This is a genomic window from Paraburkholderia sp. J63, from assembly GCF_905220245.1.
Taxonomy (GTDB): domain Bacteria; phylum Pseudomonadota; class Gammaproteobacteria; order Burkholderiales; family Burkholderiaceae; genus Paraburkholderia.
In genome coordinates this window covers 59564-81540 of sequence record NZ_CAJMZF010000029.1, presented here as the reverse complement: position 1 = coordinate 81540, position 21977 = coordinate 59564, and the positions used below count along the sequence as shown (strand labels likewise).

The following is a 21977-nucleotide window of genomic DNA, read 5'->3' as shown; positions in this document are numbered from 1 at the left end:
CCTTGTTCGCATTGACCATGACCGGATGCGTTGCGCCATCATCGCCCTCCTCTCACGACTCGCAATCGACAGCCTCGGGCGCGACGTCCCTCGATGCCGCCATCGCCGGCCCGCAACGCAGCGAGCGCGCGAGAGCACGCGACGTCTATCGCCATCCGAAGGAAACGCTGGCGTTCTTCGACCTGACTCCCACGCAAACGGTACTCGAAATCGCGCCGGGCGGCGGGTGGTACACGGATATTCTGGCGCCCTGGCTGCACGACGCCGGCCACCTGTACGAGGCGCAATACATCAGCACCTCGGCGGATCTGAGCGCCGAAGACCGTCCAACCGATGCAGCGTATCTGCGCAAGCTCGCGGCCGCCCCGGCCATCTATGGAAACGTCGTGGTGGGCACCTTGCACGCGGGCCAGTTCACCGGCTTCGACGCGCACGAGCGATTCGACCGGGTACTCACGTTTCGCAACATCCATAACTGGATCAAGGACGGTCAGCTCGATGCGAACCTGCGCGCGTTCTATGCCGCCTTGAAGCCCGGCGGCGAACTCGGCGTCGAAGAGCATCGCGCTGCGCCGGGCACGAGCTTGCAGCAGATGATCGACACCGGCTACGTGACCGAGGCTTTCGTCATCGCGCATGCGCAGGCCGCGGGTTTCATCCTCGCGGGGCGCAGCGAGATCAACGCAAACCCACGGGACACGAAGGATTATCCGCACGGCGTCTGGTCGCTGCCGCCGACCTACGCGGGCGGCGACGCAGACCGCGCACGCTATGCCGCGATCGGGGAATCGGATCGAATGACGCTGAAATTCGTCAAGCCCTAGCGAGGTCCGCGCGGCGGATCTTTCTGCAGGATGAGAGGATATCTTCCCGAAACAATGGTTAACCCTGGGCTTCGAAGCTCCTAAAGTTTAGGCATCGGTTGCGGCGAATCCGCTGCACCGAAAGCCAAAACACCATGGAGGTTGTCGTCATGAAGTCCCTTGTTCACGCCGTTGCAGTTGCCGTTGCTGCCGTTGCCATCGCTGTTCCGGTTGCGTCGTTCGCCCAGTCCAATGCGCCAGTGACCCGCGCGCAGGTTCGCGCCGAACTGGTGCAGCTCGAAAAGGCCGGCTATAGCCCCGCACGCGGCAACGATCCGCACTATCCCGACGACATTCTTGCCGCGGAAGCCAAGGTCGCGGCGCAAAACAGTGCCGTTGGCGGCGTCGCGAACGGCTCGTCTGCTTCGGGTGCCCCGGTTGCCGTGCGTCCGCCCTATGACGGCATGAAGCCGGTTTATTTCGGCCAGTAAGCTGCCGCCGTGACGTGATGCATTTGCGCAAGAGGCCTTAGTCGCGCGCCTGTTGCCAGGTCTGTTGCCCGAATAACTGACTCGCTTCCGTGATCGAGCCCGGAGCGAGCCAGCTTCGTTATCGAAACATCGGCCACGCACCCCGCGGTTGTTCCCCTCGCTTCCCCTACCGTCACCGCCCGAAGGCCTGTAGACTTCCGGCGATGAAGGCACCACTTCTTCTCACCACGCTCGCACTGGCCTCCGGCAACACTGCCGCGTGGATACTCGGCCTGCGCATCGAAGCGGCAACGCGCTGGCTTCCCGCGTGGTATCGCAGCTATCACTGGGGCGACTCGACACTCGTTGTGCTCGCAACACTCTCGCTATATTTCATGAGCCGCGCGCCGCTGCGCGAATATCTCGTCCACTGCTTCGCGCTCTTTCTGCTCTGGGAGATTCCGACCTGTCTGGACTTCGTTGCGGACTCAATGGGTCCGCCACTACCCGAGCAGGTGCACGCGAGCGTGGCGCCGTATCTCGGGTGCGCCATGCTGGGGGTGACGGTGGCATCGGTATTGATCGCGGCGCATCGCGTGGCCCCGGCCCGCAGGCGGCCACGCGGACGGGCACGGCGCTCGGCATAGTCAGCGATACGTCACAGCCCCGTATAGCGGCTCGGCGCGTACGGTCACGCGACGTCGGCCCAAGACCTCGCAGTCTCCATGCGCATCTCCGGGCCCTCCCCTTCCTGCCATAGCAAGGCCCGCGTCACGTCGCGCACGTTCGTCGTGCCGGTCAACGCCATGCTCACATCGAGTTCGTCGCGCAGGATCTTCAATGCGCGCGTCACGCCGCGCTCGCCATACGCGCCGAGTCCATAGAGGAACGCGCGCCCGGTCATGCAGCCGCGTGCTCCAAGCGCCAGCGCCTTCAGCACGTCCTGACCCGAGCGGATGCCGCCATCGAACAGCACCTCGCAGCGATCGCCGACGCGTTCTGCGATCTCGGGCAGTGCGCGAATCGACGAAGCCGCGCCGTCCAGTTGCCGGCCGCCATGATTCGACACCACGATCGCATCGGCACCGCTCGCGGCCGCACGCTGTGCGTCGGAGAGGTCGAGGATGCCCTTGAGGATCAGCTTGCCCGGCCAGAGCTTGCGCACCCATTCGATGTCGCGCCAGCTCAGCGACGGATCGAATTGCCCGGCGATCCATTGCGATACCGTGGCCAGATTGTCGGCGCCCGCCACGTGCCCCATCAGGTTGCCGAACGTCTTGCGCTTGCCGCACAGCACGCGCTGCATCCAGCGCGGTTTCGTCGCGATATCGAGCAGATTGTGCAGCGTCAGCCGCGGCGGCACCGCGAGACCGTTGCGAATGTCGCGATGGCGCTGCCCCTGGATCTGCAGATCGACCGTGAGCACGAGCGCCGGGCAGCGCGCGGCCTGGGCGCGTTCGATCAACGACTGGCTGAAGCCGCGGTCGCGCATCACGTAGAGCTGAAACCAGAACGGTTTCTCGACGGCGGCGCTCACGTCCTCCAGCGAGCAGATCGACATCGTGCTCAGGCAAAACGGTATGCCGGCCGCCTGCGCCGCGCGCGCCGCAAGTATCTCGCCGTCGCCGTGCACGAGCCCGGTCAGGCCCGTGGGCGCAATCGCGAGCGGCATGCTGGCCGCCTCGCCCACCATCGAGGTCGCGAGCGTGCGTTGCGACACGTCCACCATCACGCGCTGGCGCAGCCGCAGCGCCGCCAGATCGGCGCTGTTATCGTGCAAGGTCCGTTCGTCGTACGAGCCGCCGTCCACGTAGTCGAATATCGCGCGCGGAATCTTGCGCCGGGCGATGCTGCGCAGCTCCGCGATATGGGTGATTTCACGCATGTCTTCTCCTGATTGCGGATTCATGCAGGGTGGGTCGCGCGAGCACTGGTGCACCGCTGCGGCGCATCGAGCTCGCGATAGTCGGGCAATACCGTTTCGACGAAGCGGCCCGCGCGCACGATGCGCCGGTCGGCTTGCGGGCGCGAGCACGCTTCCATGCTGTCGCGCGCGCGCAGCAGCACGAGATCGGCCGGTGCCCCCTCGCGCAGGACGCCGTCCCACGGCAGACCTAGCGCCGTCGCCGGGGTCGTCGTGACCGTCTGAATCCAGCGCTCGAAGGGCTGTTCGAGATGCGCCGCATACGAGGCCAGCGCGAGTGTCTGCAACGGGTCGAGGTCGCCGAACGGAAGAAACGGATCGCGATGATTGTCGGACGCCAGCGCGAGCTTCACGCCTTGCGTGTGCGCCTCGCGCAGCGGCGCGAGGCCTCTCATCCGTGGTGCGCGTAATGCCTGGCGATCCTGAAGATAGAGATTCGTGAACGGCAGGCTGACGATGGTCGCCCCTACGCTTGCGAACTCCGCGAGCAATTCATCAGCCGTTGCGGACGCAACGACACCGAGCGAGCAGCAATGCCCGCACAGCACCCTGTGGCCCATGCCCGTTCTGCGTGCCGCCGCAAGAATCGCGCGCGTTGCGTCCACATTGGGCTGCAGATGCTCGTCGACGTGAAAATCGAGCCACAGATCAAAGCGCTCGGCCAGCGCGAACACACGGTCGACGAGCTTTTCGACGCCCGCCATCGGATAGACGAACGCGCCCAGCACCGCGCGCCGGTTGGCAACGGCGCGGGCGATGCGCTCGCCATCGCCCGCGTGCGCAAACAGCTCGGGCGGGCACAGCGCCGCGCATTGCAGCTCGATGCGATCCCTCCAGTCGCGCTGGAGCGCGTGCGCGACTTCCCACGCGGGCGGCGCGTCGGCGCTCACCCAGTCGATATGCGTACGCATCGCGCGCGTGCCGTGCGCATAGGCGCTGCGCAGCGAGAATGCCATGCGGCGCGCCAGGTCGTCGGGCGTCCAATGCGCCGCGTCGGCCTGCGTGGCCGCGATCGCGGCAAGCAGGCCACCGCCGCACTCGCCCGTTCGCGGCGATATATGGCCCTTGTCCAGATGCGTGTGCGCATCCACCCATGCGCACACGAGCAACCCGCCGTCGAGATCGAGCGACGGCAAGCCGTCCGCGATATCGCGAGCGGCTGCCTCATGCTCCACCGCCGGCACGATGCGCTCGATACGGCCCGCGCGTACTTTGAGCGAGCACCGCGAGAGCCCCGCCTTGCTCATTCGCTGCCCGACGGCCAGTGCCCGCGGCACGCTGGCCCGGTGCAGCCAGTAGCCCTCGCGCCCGGCCGCCTCGTTCAGGCGTTTCAGTTCATCGGCCATTGCCATGTTCGCTCCGTTGCGTCACTGCGGCCCCCACGCATACTGAAGTGTCAGCCGGTTCTGGATGAACTTGCTGCGCATTGCCGGCGAGCTTTGCAGCGCCACGAAGTCGGCAATGCTGAAGCCCTTGAGCTTGCCAGAGAACGTATAGATTGCGTAAGCGAGATACTCCGACTGGTTCAGGCTCACCGCGGTCGGCGCGTTCTTGAGGTCCATGAACGAGTATCGAAAGCCGATGAACAGGTTGCTGATGGGCGCGCCGTTCAGGTCGATGGCATAGGCGTTGCCCGCGCCCAGGTCCTGCGTACTCGACAGGAATGGTTGCGCGAACAACGGCCCGGAAGCCACATTGTGCGCATACGGTGTAACAAGCGCGCCGTTCAGATACGAGTTGCCGTTGGGCTTGATGTAGTCGTAGCCCACGCTGAGCGTGAGCGAATTGCGCTTGACGCCGAATTGCAGGCCATAGACCTGGCTATGCACCGGGCCGAGCAACTCCTTGCCGTCGCCGGTTTCGTAGAAGAACTGGGCGGCCGCGAACGGCTTCACGTCGCCATCCTTGCGGCTCACCTGCCCTTCGAGATAGGTCATCCGCGCATAGTCCATATAGCCCATGTACCACGCCTGCCCCTTGACCGAGACCGGGCCCAGCGCCGTCGTGCGCATGCCGCCAACGCCGTAGAAGCCGCTCGTCTCCTCGTCGCCAATGGGCGAGTACGGGTCCACGTTCACGTTGTAGGTCGTCAGGCGCTTGAACGAGTCGTCGATATACGACTTGAAGCGCAGCATCCGGAAGGCCGTCACGTAGTTCTCGTCGTCGCCGTATCTGGCCGCCACGCCCTGGAACAGTTGTGGCGCCATGCGCCAGTCGTAGGTCGAGGCGAACGGCACGTCCAGCGCCTGGTTGCCCGCCGTGATGCTGAAGCCGTTGTGCTGCCATTGCAGATACGCCTCGCCGAGCGCCGTGAGGTTCGGGCCCAGATAGCCGTCCACGCGCGCGGGGTCGTCCGAGTGATTGATCCCGCGTTGAAGATAGCCGCTCACGCCCAGCGAAAAGCCGTAGAAGTTCGCGGTCTTGTAGCCGAGCCCGCCGCCATAGCTGATCGTGTCCTGGTTCAGGCCGGTCTGATAGAACGCGTTATGCGACGAGAAGTAGATCGTTCGCACGTCGCCGAAGAACTGCCCTTTCGTGAACATTTCGAGCAGGTTCGTTGCCGTGCCTGGCGACACCGCGGGCGCGGCGGCGGCCGCCGACGCAGCGGCATGCTCCACGGTGTCCTGGCCGTTCTGCTCCGCGACGCTGATGCCGGAAGCTGGCGCGGGCGCCGCTGCCGTTTGCGCCAGCGCGCATGCCGGCAACGCAACTGCGCCGAACACGCCCAGCCGCAGTCCGCGCCGGCATGCGACGGCGAACCTCAAGTCCCTCTTCATGATTGCTCCTCTCGCCATCTGGTCTCGCCAGTGCGCGTTTCGCCATGCGTTTCGTTATAGATAATTCCCGATATTTATTTGCATTCCTGACTAATTACCGTACTAAACCGCGCGCTAAGAGAGCACGCAGCGGATCGTGCGTTACGTGTGCGTTCGCGCTAGAGATCGAGGACGAGCCGGTCCGTCTTCGCCCGTGCGCAGCAGATCGCGACCTTGCTTTCGCGCTCCTTCTTGTTCAGGCAGAAGTCGCGATGATCGGGTTCGCCGGCCAGATAATCCGTTACGCAGGTGCCGCAAACGCCCTGCTCGCACGACGTCACGACATCGATACCGGCGTCGATCAACACCTGGGCGATGGTGTCGTCGGGGCCGATCCGGAACGTCTCGCCGCGCCGCGCGAGCTCGACCTCGAACGGCCGATCGTCTCCGGTGTCTCCCGTATGCTCGGCGGGCACCACCGGGGCGAAGTACTCGAAATGCAGCGCAGCTTCGGGCCATTGGGGCGCCCCCTCGCGCACGGCGTCCATGAAGCCCTGGGGGCCGCACATATAGAGGTGGGTGTCCGGTGCGGCCAGCGCCTTGAGTTCGGCAGCGAGATCGATTCGCGGGCCCGTATCGTCGAGGTGGTAGCGCACGCGCGACGACCACGGCGCCTCGCGCAGCCGCGCCGCAAACGCGCGATGCGCGGCCGAGCGTGCAAAGGCGTACAGCACGAATTCGGCGTCGCGGCGCCACAGCGCCTCGGCCATCGAGAGCAGCGGCGTCAAGCCGATGCCCGCGCCCAGCAGCACGTGACGCCGCGCGAGCGGGTCGAGCGCGAAGTGGTTGCGCGGCGCGCCGATCGTGAGCGAGGCCCCCGATTCGAGCGCGTGCATCCACGCGGACCCGCCCCGGCTCTGCGCTTCGCGCTTCACGCCGATTACGTAGCGCTCGCGTTCCCACGGCGCATTGCACAGCGAGTACTGGCGCACCCCGGCTTCCCCGGCGTGGACGTCGATATGCGCGCCCGCCTCGAACGCCGGCAACTCGCCGCCCGCTTCGGCGACCAGTTCGAAGCGGCGGATTTCGTCCGTCTCGATCGCCACGTCCGCCACGCGGACGGTCAATGTCGATGCCATCGCTTCCCCCCTATTGCGGCAGCCACGCCGTGGCCTCGACCTCGACCAGCACCGACTCGTCGGGCAGCATCGCCGACACTTCGACCACGGTGGAAACAGGCGGATCGTCGCCGAAGAAGGTCTTGCGCACGGCGTTGTAGCCGGGGTATTCGCGCAGATCGCGGAAATACTGCACGAGCTTGAATACGTCGGACATGCTGCCGCCAGCCGCCTCGATCGTCGCGCGAATCCGGTCGAGCACGTACCACGACTGCGCGCGTATGGGCCCCTCCTTCACGTCGACCGAAAACTCGCCGGTCCAGCCGATGCGCTCGCGCACGGACTCGGGCACGTCTTCATAGCCGCGCACGATCTTTCCGGCGGCCGGATCCACCGCGATGACCCCGGAAAGAAACACAAAATTGCCCTTACGTTTGTAGGCCGCGTATTTTGCAAGCGGCTTCGCGATTGCTTCGCTCATCTAATATTCCCCCTTAATGCGGCGCGGCCGCTGCCACCGACTGACCCAGAAGCTGCTTGCGCAGATCGAGCCCCACGCCCTTGTCGACGAATTGCGTCGTGGCGACCTGGGACACATCGACGTCCTGCGCCTTGTAGATGCCCGCCTTCACCATCTTTCCGTAGAAGCTCTTGATGCGCGCGGGATCGATGGCCCCGATCCCCTTCGTCAGCGCATCGCCCGAGTCGATCAGGCCGAGTTCGCGGATCTTCGCCACCTCGGCGTCGAGCTTCGCCTGGGTCATCTCGGGGTTCTGCCGCTCGATCATCGCGTAGGCCGCCGAATGGTCGCCGTAGAGGAAGTGATACCAGCCGACAATCGATGCGTTGATGAAGCGCTGCACGACGTCCGGCTTGTTCTTCACCATGTCCCAGCGCGTTTCGATCGTCGACGAGTAGGTGTTCCAGCCTTCGTCAGCGAGCAGGAAGGTGCGCGTCTTCACGCCGGCCGACTGCGCGTAGAGCGGCTCGGCAGTCGCGTAGGCCTGCTGCACCGCGCCGGGGTCGGCGAGAAACTGCGCAATGCTGTAGTTGTACGGGCGTAGCTGCGCGTCGCGAAAGCCCTTCTGCGCCACCATCCACTGCCAGAAGCTGAACTGGCCGTCCTTCGACACGAGGATGACCTTCGCCTTGTGCAGGTCGTCGAACGAGTTGAAGGCGCCTTCGTGCGCCATCAGCGCCTGCGGGTCCTTCTGGTTGATCGCGGCGACGACCACGGTCGGGATATGGTTCTTGACGTTGTCGAACGAAAGCAGCAGATTGCCCGCGATCAGGAAGTCGATCTTGCCGGCCGAGAGCATCGGGCGGTTGTTGACCTGCGGCCCGCCCTGGCGGATTTCGACGTCTAGCCCGTACTTGCGGTAGGTGCCGTCGGCCAGCGCCTGATAGAAGCCGCCGTGGCCGGCTTGCGCCTGCCAGTCGGTGCCGAGCACGACCTTGTCGAGCGCCAGCGCACGCACCGGCAGGCACGCGGCAAGCGCACCGACTGCAAGACTCGCGGCAAGCGCCATTGAACGCCATAACTTTTTCATTGTTTAGCATCCCATAATATTGAAGATGGAGAGAAACCCATTCGAAAGACAGACTCAGTCCGCCAGCGTGCCGGCGGCCAGTTCTTCCCAGCCGCGCATCTTGCCGGGGTTCAGCAGGCCGTGCGGGTCCGCCAGCCGCTTGAAGTCGATCTGCGCGTGATCGATTTCCTTCATGCCGCCGTCCTCGATCGTCACGACGTGCGGGTCGAACGTCGCGCAGCCGTGCGATTCGAATATGCGCATGATTTCGTACTGCCGCTCGGCGGTGGTATAGCGCACGAGCGGAATGCCGAATACGCGGTACTCGCCGAACTGCCGGGCGAATTCGTGGTGCCAGTAGATCTCGTCGCCGAATTCCTGCGCGAGGCGCTCGGAGAGTTCGATGTCGAACGGCTGCGGATGGGCGATCTGCAGATAGGTCCATTGCCGGTCGGTTTTCAGCGCCTGTAGCGTCGTGTGGTTGTACGCGCACTCGTAAGCGGGCGGCAAGCCGTGCTCCTCCAGCGCATGCGCGTTCATGCACTGCGATTCCACGCCGCCATGGCGCGCCGCCAGCTCGCGCCAGGCGTCGATCGACTGCGGGCTCACCATTGCGAACACCGCATGGCGGTCGTGCGGAAAGCGCTCGCCCAGGTGCGCATAGAACGGCGCGAAGCCGCGCTCCACCGAGGTCAGCAAATACAGGTCGAGCTCCGGCGTGCTCACGGCCGTGCAAAAGCGCAGCGCGTCGCCATAGGACTCGAACAGCGTGATCGTGTGCAGCCAGTCCTGCGCGGGCTTGAGCGTCAGCTCCAGTTGCGTGATGATGCCGTTGGTGCCGAATGCGTGATGAACCTTCTGAATGTCGGCGCCCTGGAGCTCGATCACGCGCGGTACGTCCTCGACCGTCACGACGCGGATGCCGCGCACGTTGTCGCGATCCTTGAGGATGCCGTGGCGTATCGAGCCCACGCCCGCATAGCCGCCCGCAATAAAGCCGCCAATGGTCGCGACGCGCAGCGTCGAGGGGAACATCAGCAGGTCCTGCCCCGACGCGCGCACGGCCGACTGCAATTCGCCGATGCGCGCGCCCGCCTCGACCCGCACCGAACCCTGGCCGATTTCGACGACCTGCTTCAGGTCGGTCATGTCCATGACCACGCCGCCTTGCAGCGGCACGCATTGGCCGTAGTTGCCGGTGCCGCCGCCGCGTATCGTCAGCGGCACGCGCCAGCGCGACACCAGCGCCGCAATGCGCTTCACGTCGTCCTCGCTGCGCGGAAACACGATCAGGTCTGCTACGCAATCCTTCAATTGCTCGTTCAGGATCGGGCTATACCACGAGAAGTCTCGCGAACGCCCCCGCAACTGTCCCCCGCTCGTGATCGTGCGAATGCCGTTCAGTTCGCCGGCGAAGCGGTCCCAGTCGATATGGCTGTCTCTCATGTCTGTTTTTCCCGTTTTATCGTCTTGCCGCAATCCGCGACGCGGCGCGGCAGGTTGGGTCAGGCGTCGCGGTCGACTTCGCTTTCGTGCCAGCCTCGAAGCACGGCTTTCGAGAGCCAGTTGAACAGCAGGAAGATGCTGATGCCGCACAGCGAGACGAGCAGCAGCGCGGCAAACATCTTCGGAATCTCGTTTCTGAAAGTGGCTTCGAGAATCCGCGACGCAAGACCGGTTTGACGCCCCGCCGCCCCCGCCGTGAACTCCGCCACGATCGCGCCCACCAGTGACAGGCCGCCCGCGATCTTCAGGCCACCGAGAAAATAAGGCAGCGCGCTCGGCGCAAGCAGATAGCGCAGGCGTTGCCACGGCGTCGCGCGATACAGCGCGAACAGGTCGCGCAGGTTATGGTCGGCGCTGCGCAAGCCGATGACCGTGTTCGAGAGAATCGGAAAGAACGCGACGATCCAGGCGCAAATCAGCAGCGCGGAAAACGTGCTGTCCACGTAGATCAGGATCAGCGGCGCGATGGCGATCACGGGCGTCACCTGCAGGATCACGGCGAACGGAAAGAAGCTCAGTTCGACCCAGCGCGAGAGCGCGAACAGCATGGCCAGCGCAACGCCGCCCACGACGGCGAGCGCGAGCGAGAGGAACGTGAGCTTGAGCGTGAACAGCAGCGAGAGCGAGAGCGAATCCCAGTTCTCGAACAGCGTGCGCAGGATCACGCTGGGCGCGGGAATGATGTAATCGGGCACGTGATTGATGCGCACGATCGCTTCCCATAGCAGCAGCGCGCCGAACAGCCAGCCGGTGGGCACGGCGAAGCGCAAGAGCTTTTCGCGTCGCACGCGCTGGCGCGCGGCGTCGGCGATGGCGGCCGCATTCGACGGAACATCCACGTTCAGGGTTTGTACGGAAGAAGACATGCCGGCTCCTCTGAAGTCAGTGATCGATCGCGGACGTATCCATCGCGCGATGCAGGCTGTTCGACGTTTCGCGGCACAACTGCGTGTAGAGCGCCGATTCCCGGAACGCGTCGCCGCGCGGATACGGCGCGGCAATCTCGATCTCGTCGATCACGCGCCCCGGGCGGCTCGCCATCACCACCACGCGGTTCGAGAGATAGACCGACTCGTAGACGCTATGCGTAACGAAGATCACCGTGAAGCGGTGCTCCTGCCACAACGCGAGCAGGTCGTTGTTCAGCTTGATACGTGTCATTTCGTCGAGCGCCGCGAAGGGCTCGTCCATCAGCAAGAGGCGCGGGCGCGTGACCATCGCGCGCGCGATCGAGACGCGCATCTTCATCCCGCCCGAGAGCTCGCGCGGGTAGACGTTCGCAAAGCGCGAGAGCCCCACCATCGCGAGCGCCTCCTCAACGCGCGAACGTGCGCGCTCGCGCGATTCGCCGCGCAGCTTGAGCGGCAGATAGACGTTCTGGAACACCGAGGCCCATGGCATCAACGTGGGCTCCTGGAACACGAAGCTCACGTCGTGCGTCTGCCCCGCGCCGCGCTCCGTGCGCGCGGCCCATTCGATCGAGCCGCCCGAGATCGACGAAAGCCCGGCGATCATGCGCAGCGCCGTGCTCTTGCCGCAGCCCGAAGGGCCGAGAAAGCTGATGAACTCGTGCGCGCCCACGTCGAGCGTCATGCCGTTCAACGCAATCGTGCCGTTCGCATAGCGCTTGTGGACGTCCCGCAGATGCACCAGCGGCGTTTGTGTCATGGCTGTCTCCATGCTGTCGTCTCCCTCGCCTTCGCAGCGGCTCAGCGCCACTCGGGCGCGTTGTCGAGCCACGCGAGCGGCGCGTCGGCCACTTCGCCCAGCAGTTCGATGAAGCGCTCGGCCACGTAATCGATCACCTGCCGCCCCTTTTCCGCCGTTGCGGCGCCCGCGTTGCCGCACGCGCCCGCGGGATTCAGGTCCTGGGTCTGCCAGCCGAGCTTGCCGCTCGCGCCAATCGACAGATGGCGGTAGCGCTCGCTCATGACCTGCGTGAGCGATTCGAAGTGCCGCGCTTCGTCCATGGCCACGAGCTCGGGGCGCAGCGCCAGCAGGATCGACGTTTCGACGTCGCCCGCATGCACGCCGTGCTTCATCTCGTCGTTGCCGAAAAGCCCTTGCGGCAGACCCAGCGTGTACCAGTTCGACGCCACCACCATCATCCCGAAGCGCTCTCGCAGATCGCGCGCGACGATGTCCATGACCGCGGCCTGGCCGCCGTGGCTGTTGAACAGCACGAGCTTTTTCACGCCCGCCGCCGCGACGCAGGCGCCAATCTCGCTCCACATCTGGATGAGCGTTTGCGCGGAAAACGTGAGCGTGCCCGGATAGCGCGCGTGCTCGTTGCTCTTGCCGATGCTCTGGGTGGGCAGGAACAGCGCGGGGAGGTCGTTGGGCAGACGCGGCACGATGGCCTCGACGAGACCGTCGATGGTGGTCGTGTCGACCGACATGGGCAAATGGGGACCGTGTTGCTCGATGGCCGCAACCGGCAATACGGCGACGAGCCGCTCACGATCGAGCGCGGCAAAGGCCTTGCTCGTGTATTCGGCCCAATAACGACTGGGGAGACGGGTGACTGACGACATGTTCTGCTTCTCCTTTCACGCCTTTCGGTAAGGTGCCGGCACGCGCGCATGTCGTGTTTCCCACCTGCGCCCGCACGGATTCGGATGCTGCAACAGTGCTGTCTGGAAATGATGATAGATGATTTAACCGATTGGTCAAACCGAATGGTCAATTATTTTCGGGTTGACAATTTTATTGGCGTCCCGATGCATTATTCAGGAAACCAAAGTAATTCGCGCTGCAATGCAGCGCGGATGGGCAAGCGGAAATCAACAGAGGAAATGGGGGCGCGCGATGCAGAGACGAAAGCGCTGCTGGACAGGCGTGGTGCGCCGCGCAAGGCGCACGCGAGGATGGCGTCCGGTGCGACGGCCGGACAAGCGTTCAGTCTTCGGCGACCACGCCGCAGCCTTGCAGCACGAAGGCCGTGACTTCGGCGATGATGTGCTCCTGATCCAGCGGCTGCCCTTCTTTTACGCGCAGCATGTAGCGCGCCTGGTATTCGAAATCGGCGAAATACTGCGTCAGCGACCAGATGTTCATCATCAGCAGCATGGGGTCGAGCGTACGCATGAGGCCCTGCTCGATCCAGTGATTGATGCATTCCACCGCGTGCGCGGTGCGCGTGCGCGGACGGCTCATCATCGGTGTCAGGACCGGCGCGCCGCGCATCATCTCATTGGCGAAAATGCGCGAAAGCAGCGGCTGATCGAACGAGAACTCGAGCTTCTTGCGCACGTAGTCCGATAGCACGCGGCGCGGCCCGAGCTCCACGTCGCCAAAGGAAAAGACGCGGATCCATTCGTCGACCACGTGCTCGAGGATCTTCTCGTAGAGATCCTCCTTGCTCTCGATATAGTAGTGGAGCTGCGCCTTCGAGAGCCCCGCGCGCTCGGCAATGCTCTGCGTGGAAGCCCCCTTGAGTCCATGCAACGCGAATTCCGCAATCGCGGAGTCACGGATCGCGTCCATCACCTCGGGACGCGTTCGCTTGATTTTCTTCTGGTCGGATTGCGCCACTGCCTCGTTCCTCGGTTGATTCTTCTGGAGGTACCCAGCGACGCATTCTATCGCACGGCCGGCGGCACGCAGGGCGCCGGCGCGCGGCGGGATCGGGCGTGATCCCGCGGTATCAAGCGGCATCAAGCCGTATCGAGCACCTGCGGATTCAGCACGGAGGGCGGCCGGCCTGCGTGCGCGCCGTAGCCCAGCGCGGCAATCAGGTTGTCGGCGGCGAGATTCGCCATCGCCATGCGCGTCTTTTCGCTCGCGCTCGCGATATGGGGCGTGGCCACCACCTTCTGGCTCGCGAGCAGCCGGCTGCAAACGAGCGGCTCCTGCTCGAACACGTCGAGCCCCGCGCCCGCCAGCCGGCCTTCGGCGAGGGCGTCGGCCAGCGCCTCCTCGTCGACGAGCCCGCCGCGCGAGATGTTCACGAGCGTGGCGCTACGCTTCATCAAGGCGAGCTCGCGCCGCCCGATCGTGTGGTGGGCTTGCGCGCTATACGGCATCGTGATGATCAGATGGTCGGCCGCGCGCAGCAGCTCGTCCTTGCCGCAATAGCGCGCGCCAAGCTCGCGCGCCGCATCGACCGGCGCGCGGTCGTGATAGAGCACGCTCATGCCGAAGCCGCCCGCGCGCCGCGCCACCGCGCGGCCGATCCGGCCCATGCCGAGCACGCCCAGCGTCGTGCCGTGAACGTCCACGCCTAGAAACAGGTCGAGCGCCCATTTCTCCCAGAGGCCGAGGCGCAGCCAGCGCTCGGCCTCGCCCGTGCGCCGCGCCGTGGCCATCAGCAGCGCCCAGCCGAAATCGGCGGTGCTTTCGGTCAGCACGTCGGGCGTGTTCGTCGCGATCACCTTCGCCGTCGAGAGCGCCGCGAGATCGAGATTGTTGTAGCCCACAGCAAGATTGGCGACCGCGCGCAACGACGTGCAGTGCCGCAGCAGCGGCGCGTCGATCGATTCGGTGGCGCTCACGAGCGCGCCGACCTTGCCGGGCATGCGCACCTCGAGTTCTCCGCGCGTATAGATCTGATCGCCGTCGTTCGTCTCCACGTCGAAGTGCTCGCGCAGACGCTCGATCACGGCGGGAAAGACCTTTCGGGTCACGAGAATTTTTTCTTTCACGTCAACGTCTCCTTCCGGACGCAACAAGATCGTGTCAACTGCTCACTTGCGCCACGGCGCAACCGCATCGCCAGCCGCTTTGGCATAGCGCTGCCGCGCCTGCGCCACGAGGCTCGCATCGACTGCCTGCTCGTCGGCGAGCGCCTTCAAGGCGGCGAGCACGATCGATGCGCGGTCCACTTCGAAGAAAGCACGCAGCGCGTCGCGGGTATCGCTACGGCCGAAGCCATCGGTACCGAGCGTCACGTAGCGGCGCGGCACGAATGCGCGGATCAGCTCGGGCACGGCGCGCACATAATCGGTGGCCGCGATCACGGGGCCGCGCGATGCACCCAGCGCAGCCGTGACATAGGGCGCCCCGGCGGGCTCGCCCAGACGCTCCAGCCGTTCGCGCTCGATCCCGTCGCGCTGCAGCTCGGTGAAGCTCGTCACGCTCCAGACCGCGGCGTCGATGCCCCAGTCGTCCTTGAGCATGCGCTGAGCGGCCAGCACCTCGCCGAGTATCGCGCCCGCGCCCAGCAGTTGCACGCAAGCGGCGGCGTTCGACGCGCACGGCAAGCAGTGCATCCCCTTCAGGATGCCTTCGCGCAACGCCTGCGCGTCGCCTTCGGGCGCGCCCGGCTGCGCGTAGTTCTCGTTCATCACCGTGACGTAATAGAACATGTCGCGCTGAGCCTCGCCCATCTCGCGCATGCCCGCGTCCACGATCGTCGCCACTTCGTACGCGAAGGCGGGATCGTAGGCGCGGCAGTTCGGGATCGTCGACGCCGCGAGATGGCTGGTGCCGTCCTGATGCTGGAGCCCTTCCCCGCCGAGCGTCGTCTTGCCCGCCGTTGCGCCGATCAGGAAGCCGCGCGCACGTTGGTCGGCAGCGGCCCAGATGAGGTCGCCGATCCGCTGAAAGCCGAACATCGAATAGAAGATGTAGAACGGCAGCATCGGCAGGTTATGCACGCTGTACGAGGTGGCCGCGGCGATCCACGAGGAGAGCGCGCCGGCCTCCGAAATGCCCTCTTCGAGAATCTGCCCGCGCGTGTCCTCGCGGTAGTAGAGCATCGAGCCGAGATCTTCGGGCTCGTACAGTTGCCCAAGCGGCGAATAGATGCCGACCTGGCGAAACATGTTGGCCATGCCGAAGGTACGCGCCTCGTCCGCGACGATGGGCACGATACGCGGGCCCAGTTGCGAATCCTTAAGCAGTGCTGAGAGCATGCGCACGACGGCCATCGTGGTCGACATCGAGCGCTCGCCGCTATCGAACGCGAACTGCGCCCATGAGGATAACGAAGGAATCGCGAGCGCCTGCGTGGCCGCCCGGCGCCTTCTGGGCAGATAGCCGCCCAGCGCCGTGCGCCGGGCGTGCAGGTACTGCATTTCGGGGCTGTCCGGCGCGGGCTTGTAGAACCTGAGTTGCTCGACGTCCTCGTCGGCGAGCGGCAGGCGAAAGCGGTCACGGAATGCCTTCAGATCCTCGAATTCCAGCTTCTTTTGCTGGTGCGTCGTCATCTTGCCCTGCCCCGCCGCGCCCATGCCGAAGCCCTTCATCGTCATGGCGAGAATCACGCTCGGCTGGCCGCGATGAGCCTGCGCCTGCGCATAGGCCGCGTGCAGCTTGCGCACGTCGTGACCGCCGCGCCGCAGGCGGTCGATCTCGTCGTCGGTCAGTTGGGCCGCCAGCGCGGCGAGCTCCGGGTTCTGCCCAAAGAAGCGCTCGCGGTTATAGGCGCCATCGTTGGCCGAGAAGGTCTGGAACTGGCCGTCCACCGTGTTCGCGAAGGCGCGCATCAGCGCGCCGGTGCGATCGCGCGCGAACAGCGCGTCCCAGTCGGAGCCCCAGAGCACCTTGATGACGTTCCAGCCCGCGCCGGCGAAATGGGCCTCCAGTTCGTCGACGATGCGGCCATTGCTGCGCACGGGACCATCGAGCCGCTGCAAATTGCAGTTGATCACGAACACCAGATTGTCGAGCCCTTCGCGCGCGGCCAGCGGCAGCGCGGCGACCGACTCGGGCTCGTCCATTTCGCCGTCGCCGAAAAAGCCCCACACCTTGCGCGCGTCCGTCGAGGCCAGCCCGCGATTGTGCAGATAGCGCATGAAGCGCGCCTGGTAGATCGCGTTGATGGGCCCGATGCCCATCGAGCCGGTCGGGAATTGCCAGAAGTCCGGCATCAGCCAGGGATGCGGATACGAGCAGAGGCCCGGGCCCGCGATCTCGCGCCGGTAATGTTCGAGATGCCGCTCGTCGAGAAAGCCTTCGAGGTAAGCGCGTGCGTAGACGCCCGGCGAGGAATGCGGCTGGAAATACACGAGGTCGCCGCCTGCTCCCGGCGCGCCTGCCTCGCCCGCCGCACGAAAGAAGTGATTGAAGCCCACCTCGAACAGATCCGCGGCCGAGGCATAGCTGGCGATGTGTCCGCCCAGCTCGCCATAGGCGCGATTGGCCCGCACGACCATGGCGAGCGCGTTCCAGCGCAGCGCGGCCGCAAGGCGCTCTTCGAGTTCGAGATTGCCGGGGTAGCGCGGCTGCGCATCGGGCGCAATCGTGTTGGCGTAGGGCGTCGCGCGCACGCGCGCCGACTCGACGCCGAGCGCGCGCGCATGCGCCGCCAGCCGCTCGAATAAATACTGCGCGCGTTCGCCGCCCACGTGCTCGACCACGCCTTCGAGCGCCTCCAGCCATTCGCGCGTTTCCTCCGGATCGGAGTCCTCGCGGCCGGCTCCCGGCGCGCACAACTGCATGATTCCGCTCGACATGTCCGTCATGAAATCGCCCCTCGTATTCAAGCTTCCGGTTCACCCGATGACGAGTCCATGCTAACGGGCACGAGGGAAAATAGGGACGCTCTTTTACTTGCCATTCGCGCGTTCGATAGTGTATTTATTCTGGCAACGACGCCATTTCTGGAGAATTGCCACTATGGGCTCGAATCCGAAGCGGCTCGACCGCATCGACATCGGCATCCTCAGCCAGTTGCAGCAGAACGCGCGCATCACCAATGCCGACCTCGCGCACGCGGTCAATCTCTCGCAAACACCGTGCTTCAACCGGGTCCGCGCGCTGGAAAAACTGGGCTTGTTCAAGGAGCAGGTCACGCTGCTGAACCCCGAGCGCCTGGGCCTGCGCATCAACGTGTTTATTCAGGTCAGCCTGGAAAAGCAGGTGGAAGAGGCGTTGCAACGCTTCGAGAAAGCGATTGCCGAGCGCCCGGAAGTGATGGAGTGCTATCTGATGACGGGCGATGCCGATTATCTGCTGCGCGTCGTGATGCCCGACATGCAGACGCTCGAGCACTTCATCCTCGAGCATCTGACCAAGATTCCGGGCGTGTCGAACATCCGTTCGAGCTTCGCGCTGAAGCAGGTACGCTACAAGACCGCGCTGCCGCTGCCGGCCTCGGGTTTGACGCTGACCGATCCCGAGGACGTGGCGACGGACTGGCGGTGAGCGCCGATAGAACCGCGCGAGCACGCGCCGCATCCGGGCCGAAGCGCAAGGACTCCGGCCTCGAAACGGGTGCGACAGGACAGGAAAGGGGCACGCCCCCTTCCCGGGATGCTGAAATAATCAGTAGTCCGTTATGACAAGCAGCGGTCTACTGAGCCGTGGTGAGCTTCAAATTCGGCCGCAATTCGTGTGGAACCGGTTCGCGTTGCCCCTTGCGCTGATCCGACACCTGTTCGATACCCGTCTTCAAGACTTCTTCGCAAAACGCAATTCGCATACGGTAATAGTCGGCCTGCAATTGCGCATCCAGGACCCGCTGTTCGGCCTGGAACAGCGCCATGCGTAATTCACCGAGCGCGCGCTCCGCCTGCTTCTGCGGCGTTGCGGCATTGTGTGCAATCAGGTTTGAAAGCCAGCGCAGCATGGGTGAGCCCTCCCCGTCTTCGATTCCACGATCGCACATCTCTGTCCCCTGAAAGGACCGGACTGTGGTTCAGAAAAGACTATCAGAGTCGGGGGACGGCCGTGTGTGCACAAACGAACGTGTTGTATAAATGACGCAACACAATCTTGCGACGTGATTTCGTGGTGAATTCGCTTGCCGCGCCGTTGTTGCCATCGGTTCTCATTGCACCGGAAACGGCCGCTCGAAATACTTCGGTATCCTTTGTAAATCTGGCAGACTGATCGCTACGGGACAGCAAAGCGGCCAATTCGATACCCCGTTCCCGGCACATCGAGCCAATCAAACCGATCGGGCACGGGTCACGCTCCGGTCGCCGCGCTTCGCCCTCCAGCCAGCGCCGCGCCTGCGGCCCCCGTGGCGCGGCCGTTAATTTTCCAACATGATAGCGAGAGCGGCCTGGAGGGAACATCCAGGGGCAACAATTACAAAACCTTACGCGCGAGAGCCCAGCCGACCATGAGTTCGTCCCCTGTCGTTCCATTCACGCGAGATAAAACGGACCATGGCGCATTCATAGGCGAAGCGCCGGCGTTTCGCCAGCTGGTCCGCATGATCGATCGCGTCGCGCCCACCGATCACGCCTTGCTCATCATCGGGCCGACCGGCTCGGGCAAGGAGCTCGTCGCACGCCGTATCCATACACTGAGCCTGCGCCACGATCAACCGTTCGTCGACGTCAACTGCGGCGCCATTCCTGAGCACCTCGTGGAAGCGGAGCTGTTCGGGCACGCCAAAGGCGCATTCACGGGCGCCGGCGAAAGCCGCCCGGGTCTGTTCCAGCAAGTCGGCAAGGGCACGCTGCTGCTCGACGAGATCGGCGAGCTGCCGCTCGCGCTGCAGCCCAAGCTCCTGCGCGTGCTCGAAACGCGGACCTTTCGTCCCGTGGGCGCCTCATCGACGCTGCGCTTCGAAGGGCGCGTGGTCGCCGCGACGCACCGGGATTTGCGCGAGCTCGCGCAGCAGGGGCTCTTTCGCGAAGATCTGTTTTACCGGCTCGCCGTGTTCGTGCTGGCCGTGCCCGGCCTCGACCAGCGCGCCGAGGATATCCCCGCGCTCGTCGCGCACTTCGCCGCGCAGCACGCGCGCCGCCTCGAGTTTTCGCCGGCCGCCATCCGGCGGCTCAGCCGCCACCCCTGGCCGGGACATATCCGTCAATTGCGCAACCTGATCAGCCGGCTGAACGTGCTGGCCGAAAGCACGCTGATCGACGTGGATGCGCTCGAACCGTTTCTCGCCAATGAAGCGGCCGGGTCCGTTTCGCGCACGGCGCTCGCCGACCTGCTGCTACAGCTCGAAGGACGCGACAAGCTCGCCGCCGCCGAAGACCTCCTGATCGATCGCGCGCTCGAACGCAGCGCGGGCAACAAGAGCGCCGCCGCCGTGTTGCTCGGGGTCGGCCGCAAGACCATCGAACGGCGCCTGAAATCGCGCGAGGTGCATCATCGCGACGCGCACAAGCAGCTCGAACATGCGAGCGCATTGATCGAGACGTCGCGCTTCGCCGAGGCCATTCCCCATTTGCGCCATTGCCTCGATGTCCTGCAGGCGAATCACGAAGGCGACGCGGCGCGCCGCATCCAGTTCGACGCCTACCGGCTGCTCGGCATGAGCCTGCGCAGCGTGCACGGCTGGCTCAATAGCGAAGCCACGGCGTGCTACACGGCGGCGCTGGCCGCCGGCGAAGGCATCTGCGAGCCGGCCGAAATCGCGGCCATCCAGTTCGGCATCTGGACCACGCAGCTCGCGACGCTGCAACTCAAGCAGGCCCGCGCGAGCGCACAGGACATGCTGCACCGTGCGCAGAATACCGGCGATCGCGTCTCGCTCGACGAAGCCCACTTCGCCATGACCAACACGCTGTTCTGGCTCGGCGACAGCGAGGAGGCGCTCGCCTGCCTCGCGCGCGGCCATCTGCTCGACGCCGGGCTCGACGACGTGCGCACCGGTTCCCAGGGCATCGATCTGGCGAGCCTCGCGTTGACGTTCGAAGGGCTCGCCGCCTACCAGATCGGCGCGTTCGGGCAGGCGCGACGCGCGATGGAAATGCTGATCCTGCGCGCTTCCGGTCCGGTCACGCACGCGCTGGCTCACGCGGTCAATCTGCAGGGGGCCGTGTGGCTCGCGTGCCTCTTCGACGATCAGGAGCGGCTCGGGCTGCTCTCAAGCGAGCTCGAATCGGTATCGATCACCCACGGCTTCGCCTTTTATCGGGGCGTGGGCCAGGTGTTCCGCGGCTGCCACCTGAGCGCGCGCGGCCAGGAAGACGAAGCGCAAGCCGTCATGCTCGACGGCTACGACAATCATCTGGCCAGCAACGGCGGCACGCTGTTCTACTCCTTCAAGATGTGGCAGCACGGCGAACTGCTGCTGCGCGCCGGCCGCGCCGCGCAATGCGAGGCGATGCTCGCCACCGCCGCCGATGAAACCCTCGCCCGCCAGGAGCGCGCCTACCTCGGCGAATTGCTGGTCACGCGGGCCCGCGCGCAGTGGGCGCTCGGCGACCTGAGAGCCGCGGAGCAGGGGCTGCGCACCGCGCTTTCCACGGCGCTCGCGTTCGGCTCGGTGCCCGCGCGCGTGGACGCCGCGCACTATCTCGCGGATCTCCTGCAATCCACCGGCCGCCGCACCGAAGCCATCGAGACGCTCGCGCGCGGCTTGCGCGGGCTATCGGACGATTTCACCCGCCGCATTGCGCGTGCGGTGGCGTTGCTCGCCGAACTTCGCCAGGACGCTGCCGCAAGCGGCGAAGACCGGTAACTGGCCGAAAACGTCCACTCCCCCCGATAGTCGCGGACGGGACCGTCCAGGCGCAGCGGCGTCAAAAACGGTCCTGGCCCGCTCGCGTGGAGTCCCGGCCATCTGGCATGACCGTTGCTCCTCTGTTGCGATATTCGGGGGAGCAAAATGATAATCAAGGTTGCGCCAGGACCACTGAGAGATCCGCAGTACGGGGGCCACCCGGCGAAGCGCGGGGGCACGCGCCAGGACACCAGGACAGGCCCGCAGAGAGAAAGCCCGTACACCGTGAAGAATCTCGACGGCGCCATTGCCCACCTCGAAGCCGCCATTGCCGTCGACGGCAATATCGCGATCTTCGGCCGGCGTTACTGGCGTGATCGCGTGCAGCAGATTCGCTCGACGCCAGGCATCTTGCCCTTGCAGTCGCGGCGGCTTCAGTATTTGCTCCATCAGTTGGCCGTGGAATGAAAAGGCCGCGCTCCAGCATGACCATGCAGGAACCATGCAGGATCGAGCCAGCCAGAATACTCAGACCTATCGGGAGCCGATCTTGCTTGAGACGGTGTCATCCTGTCTGC

General features: G+C 65.1%; 20 protein-coding genes. 6 read left to right on the top strand and 14 right to left on the bottom strand.

The features are described from left to right. Nucleotides 1–17: 17 nt before the first annotated feature. From U5775_RS26400 to U5775_RS26390, 3 genes are all read left to right on the top strand, one after another. Nucleotides 18–824, top strand: a complete 807-nt coding sequence (locus U5775_RS26400; RefSeq protein ID WP_322061057.1) for a methyltransferase — start codon at nucleotides 18–20, stop codon at nucleotides 822–824. A 149-nt stretch (nucleotides 825–973) separates the two neighbouring features. Then, nucleotides 974–1294, top strand: coding sequence for a DUF4148 domain-containing protein (locus U5775_RS26395; protein ID WP_322061056.1), 321 nt, complete (start codon nucleotides 974–976; stop codon nucleotides 1292–1294). A 203-nt stretch (nucleotides 1295–1497) separates the two neighbouring features. Next, the gene (locus tag U5775_RS26390; protein ID WP_322061055.1) at nucleotides 1498–1920 is read left to right on the top strand and encodes a hypothetical protein; all 423 of its coding nucleotides are present in this window, start codon (nucleotides 1498–1500) and stop codon (nucleotides 1918–1920) included. A 44-nt stretch (nucleotides 1921–1964) separates the two neighbouring features. On the opposite strand, the gene U5775_RS26385 is transcribed toward U5775_RS26390, so the two are convergent. The 13 genes from U5775_RS26385 to mdeB all read right to left on the bottom strand — a co-directional run bounded on the left by U5775_RS26385 (nucleotide 1965) and on the right by mdeB (nucleotide 17512). After that, a complete protein-coding gene (locus U5775_RS26385) occupies nucleotides 1965–3158 on the bottom strand; it encodes an alpha-hydroxy acid oxidase (protein ID WP_322061054.1) in 1194 nt (397 codons plus the stop codon). A 20-nt stretch (nucleotides 3159–3178) separates the two neighbouring features. Continuing rightward, nucleotides 3179–4549 carry a cytosine deaminase gene (locus tag U5775_RS26380; protein WP_322061053.1) on the bottom strand — a complete coding sequence of 457 codons (1371 nt, stop codon included), beginning with the start codon at nucleotides 4547–4549 and terminating at the stop codon, nucleotides 3179–3181. A 15-nt stretch (nucleotides 4550–4564) separates the two neighbouring features. Next, entirely contained in the window at nucleotides 4565–5974 is a 1410-nt protein-coding gene (locus U5775_RS26375; RefSeq protein WP_322061052.1) for an OprD family outer membrane porin, read from the bottom strand. A gap of 158 nt (nucleotides 5975–6132) precedes the next feature. Continuing rightward, the gene (locus U5775_RS26370) at nucleotides 6133–7092 is read right to left on the bottom strand and encodes a PDR/VanB family oxidoreductase (RefSeq protein ID WP_322061051.1); all 960 of its coding nucleotides are present in this window, start codon (nucleotides 7090–7092) and stop codon (nucleotides 6133–6135) included. A gap of 10 nt (nucleotides 7093–7102) precedes the next feature. Then, nucleotides 7103–7552, bottom strand: coding sequence for a RidA family protein (locus U5775_RS26365; RefSeq protein WP_322061050.1), 450 nt, complete (start codon nucleotides 7550–7552; stop codon nucleotides 7103–7105). Nucleotides 7553–7565: 13 nt separating this feature from the next. Continuing rightward, nucleotides 7566–8621 carry an ABC transporter substrate-binding protein gene (locus U5775_RS26360; protein ID WP_322061049.1) on the bottom strand — a complete coding sequence of 352 codons (1056 nt, stop codon included), beginning with the start codon at nucleotides 8619–8621 and terminating at the stop codon, nucleotides 7566–7568. Between the two features lie 54 nt (nucleotides 8622–8675). Then, nucleotides 8676–10046, bottom strand: a complete 1371-nt coding sequence (locus U5775_RS26355) for an FAD-binding oxidoreductase (protein WP_322061048.1) — start codon at nucleotides 10044–10046, stop codon at nucleotides 8676–8678. A gap of 59 nt (nucleotides 10047–10105) precedes the next feature. Then, complete coding sequence (locus tag U5775_RS26350; RefSeq protein WP_322061047.1) at nucleotides 10106–10972, bottom strand: ABC transporter permease; 867 nt, start codon at nucleotides 10970–10972, stop codon at nucleotides 10106–10108. Between the two features lie 16 nt (nucleotides 10973–10988). After that, complete coding sequence (locus U5775_RS26345; RefSeq protein WP_415913654.1) at nucleotides 10989–11786, bottom strand: ABC transporter ATP-binding protein; 798 nt, start codon at nucleotides 11784–11786, stop codon at nucleotides 10989–10991. Between the two features lie 29 nt (nucleotides 11787–11815). After that, nucleotides 11816–12640 (bottom strand): creatininase family protein, encoded by an 825-nt coding sequence (locus U5775_RS26340; protein WP_322061045.1) that lies wholly within the window; start codon nucleotides 12638–12640, stop codon nucleotides 11816–11818. A 364-nt stretch (nucleotides 12641–13004) separates the two neighbouring features. Continuing rightward, entirely contained in the window at nucleotides 13005–13640 is a 636-nt protein-coding gene (locus U5775_RS26335) for a TetR/AcrR family transcriptional regulator (RefSeq protein WP_322061044.1), read from the bottom strand. A 122-nt stretch (nucleotides 13641–13762) separates the two neighbouring features. After that, nucleotides 13763–14749 (bottom strand): D-glycerate dehydrogenase, encoded by a 987-nt coding sequence (locus U5775_RS26330; protein WP_322061043.1) that lies wholly within the window; start codon nucleotides 14747–14749, stop codon nucleotides 13763–13765. 42 nt (nucleotides 14750–14791) lie between these two features. Then, nucleotides 14792–17512, bottom strand: coding sequence for an alpha-ketoglutarate dehydrogenase (mdeB, locus tag U5775_RS26325; protein ID WP_322061042.1), 2721 nt, complete (start codon nucleotides 17510–17512; stop codon nucleotides 14792–14794). Between the two features lie 154 nt (nucleotides 17513–17666). On the opposite strand from mdeB, the gene U5775_RS26320 reads away from it, so the two are divergent. Further along, nucleotides 17667–18194 carry an Lrp/AsnC family transcriptional regulator gene (locus tag U5775_RS26320; protein ID WP_322061041.1) on the top strand — a complete coding sequence of 176 codons (528 nt, stop codon included), beginning with the start codon at nucleotides 17667–17669 and terminating at the stop codon, nucleotides 18192–18194. A 148-nt stretch (nucleotides 18195–18342) separates the two neighbouring features. Here the strand turns inward: U5775_RS26320 and U5775_RS26315 are convergent, their stop codons facing one another. Next, nucleotides 18343–18618: a hypothetical protein gene (locus tag U5775_RS26315; protein WP_322061040.1), complete on the bottom strand. Its 276-nt coding sequence runs from the start codon at nucleotides 18616–18618 to the stop codon at nucleotides 18343–18345. Nucleotides 18619–19116: 498 nt separating this feature from the next. On the opposite strand from U5775_RS26315, the gene U5775_RS26310 reads away from it, so the two are divergent. Both U5775_RS26310 and U5775_RS26305 read left to right on the top strand, forming a co-directional pair. Further along, nucleotides 19117–21417 (top strand): sigma-54 dependent transcriptional regulator, encoded by a 2301-nt coding sequence (locus U5775_RS26310; RefSeq protein ID WP_322061039.1) that lies wholly within the window; start codon nucleotides 19117–19119, stop codon nucleotides 21415–21417. A gap of 267 nt (nucleotides 21418–21684) precedes the next feature. Beyond that, entirely contained in the window at nucleotides 21685–21867 is a 183-nt protein-coding gene (locus U5775_RS26305) for a hypothetical protein (protein ID WP_322061038.1), read from the top strand. Nucleotides 21868–21977: the final 110 nt, after the last annotated feature.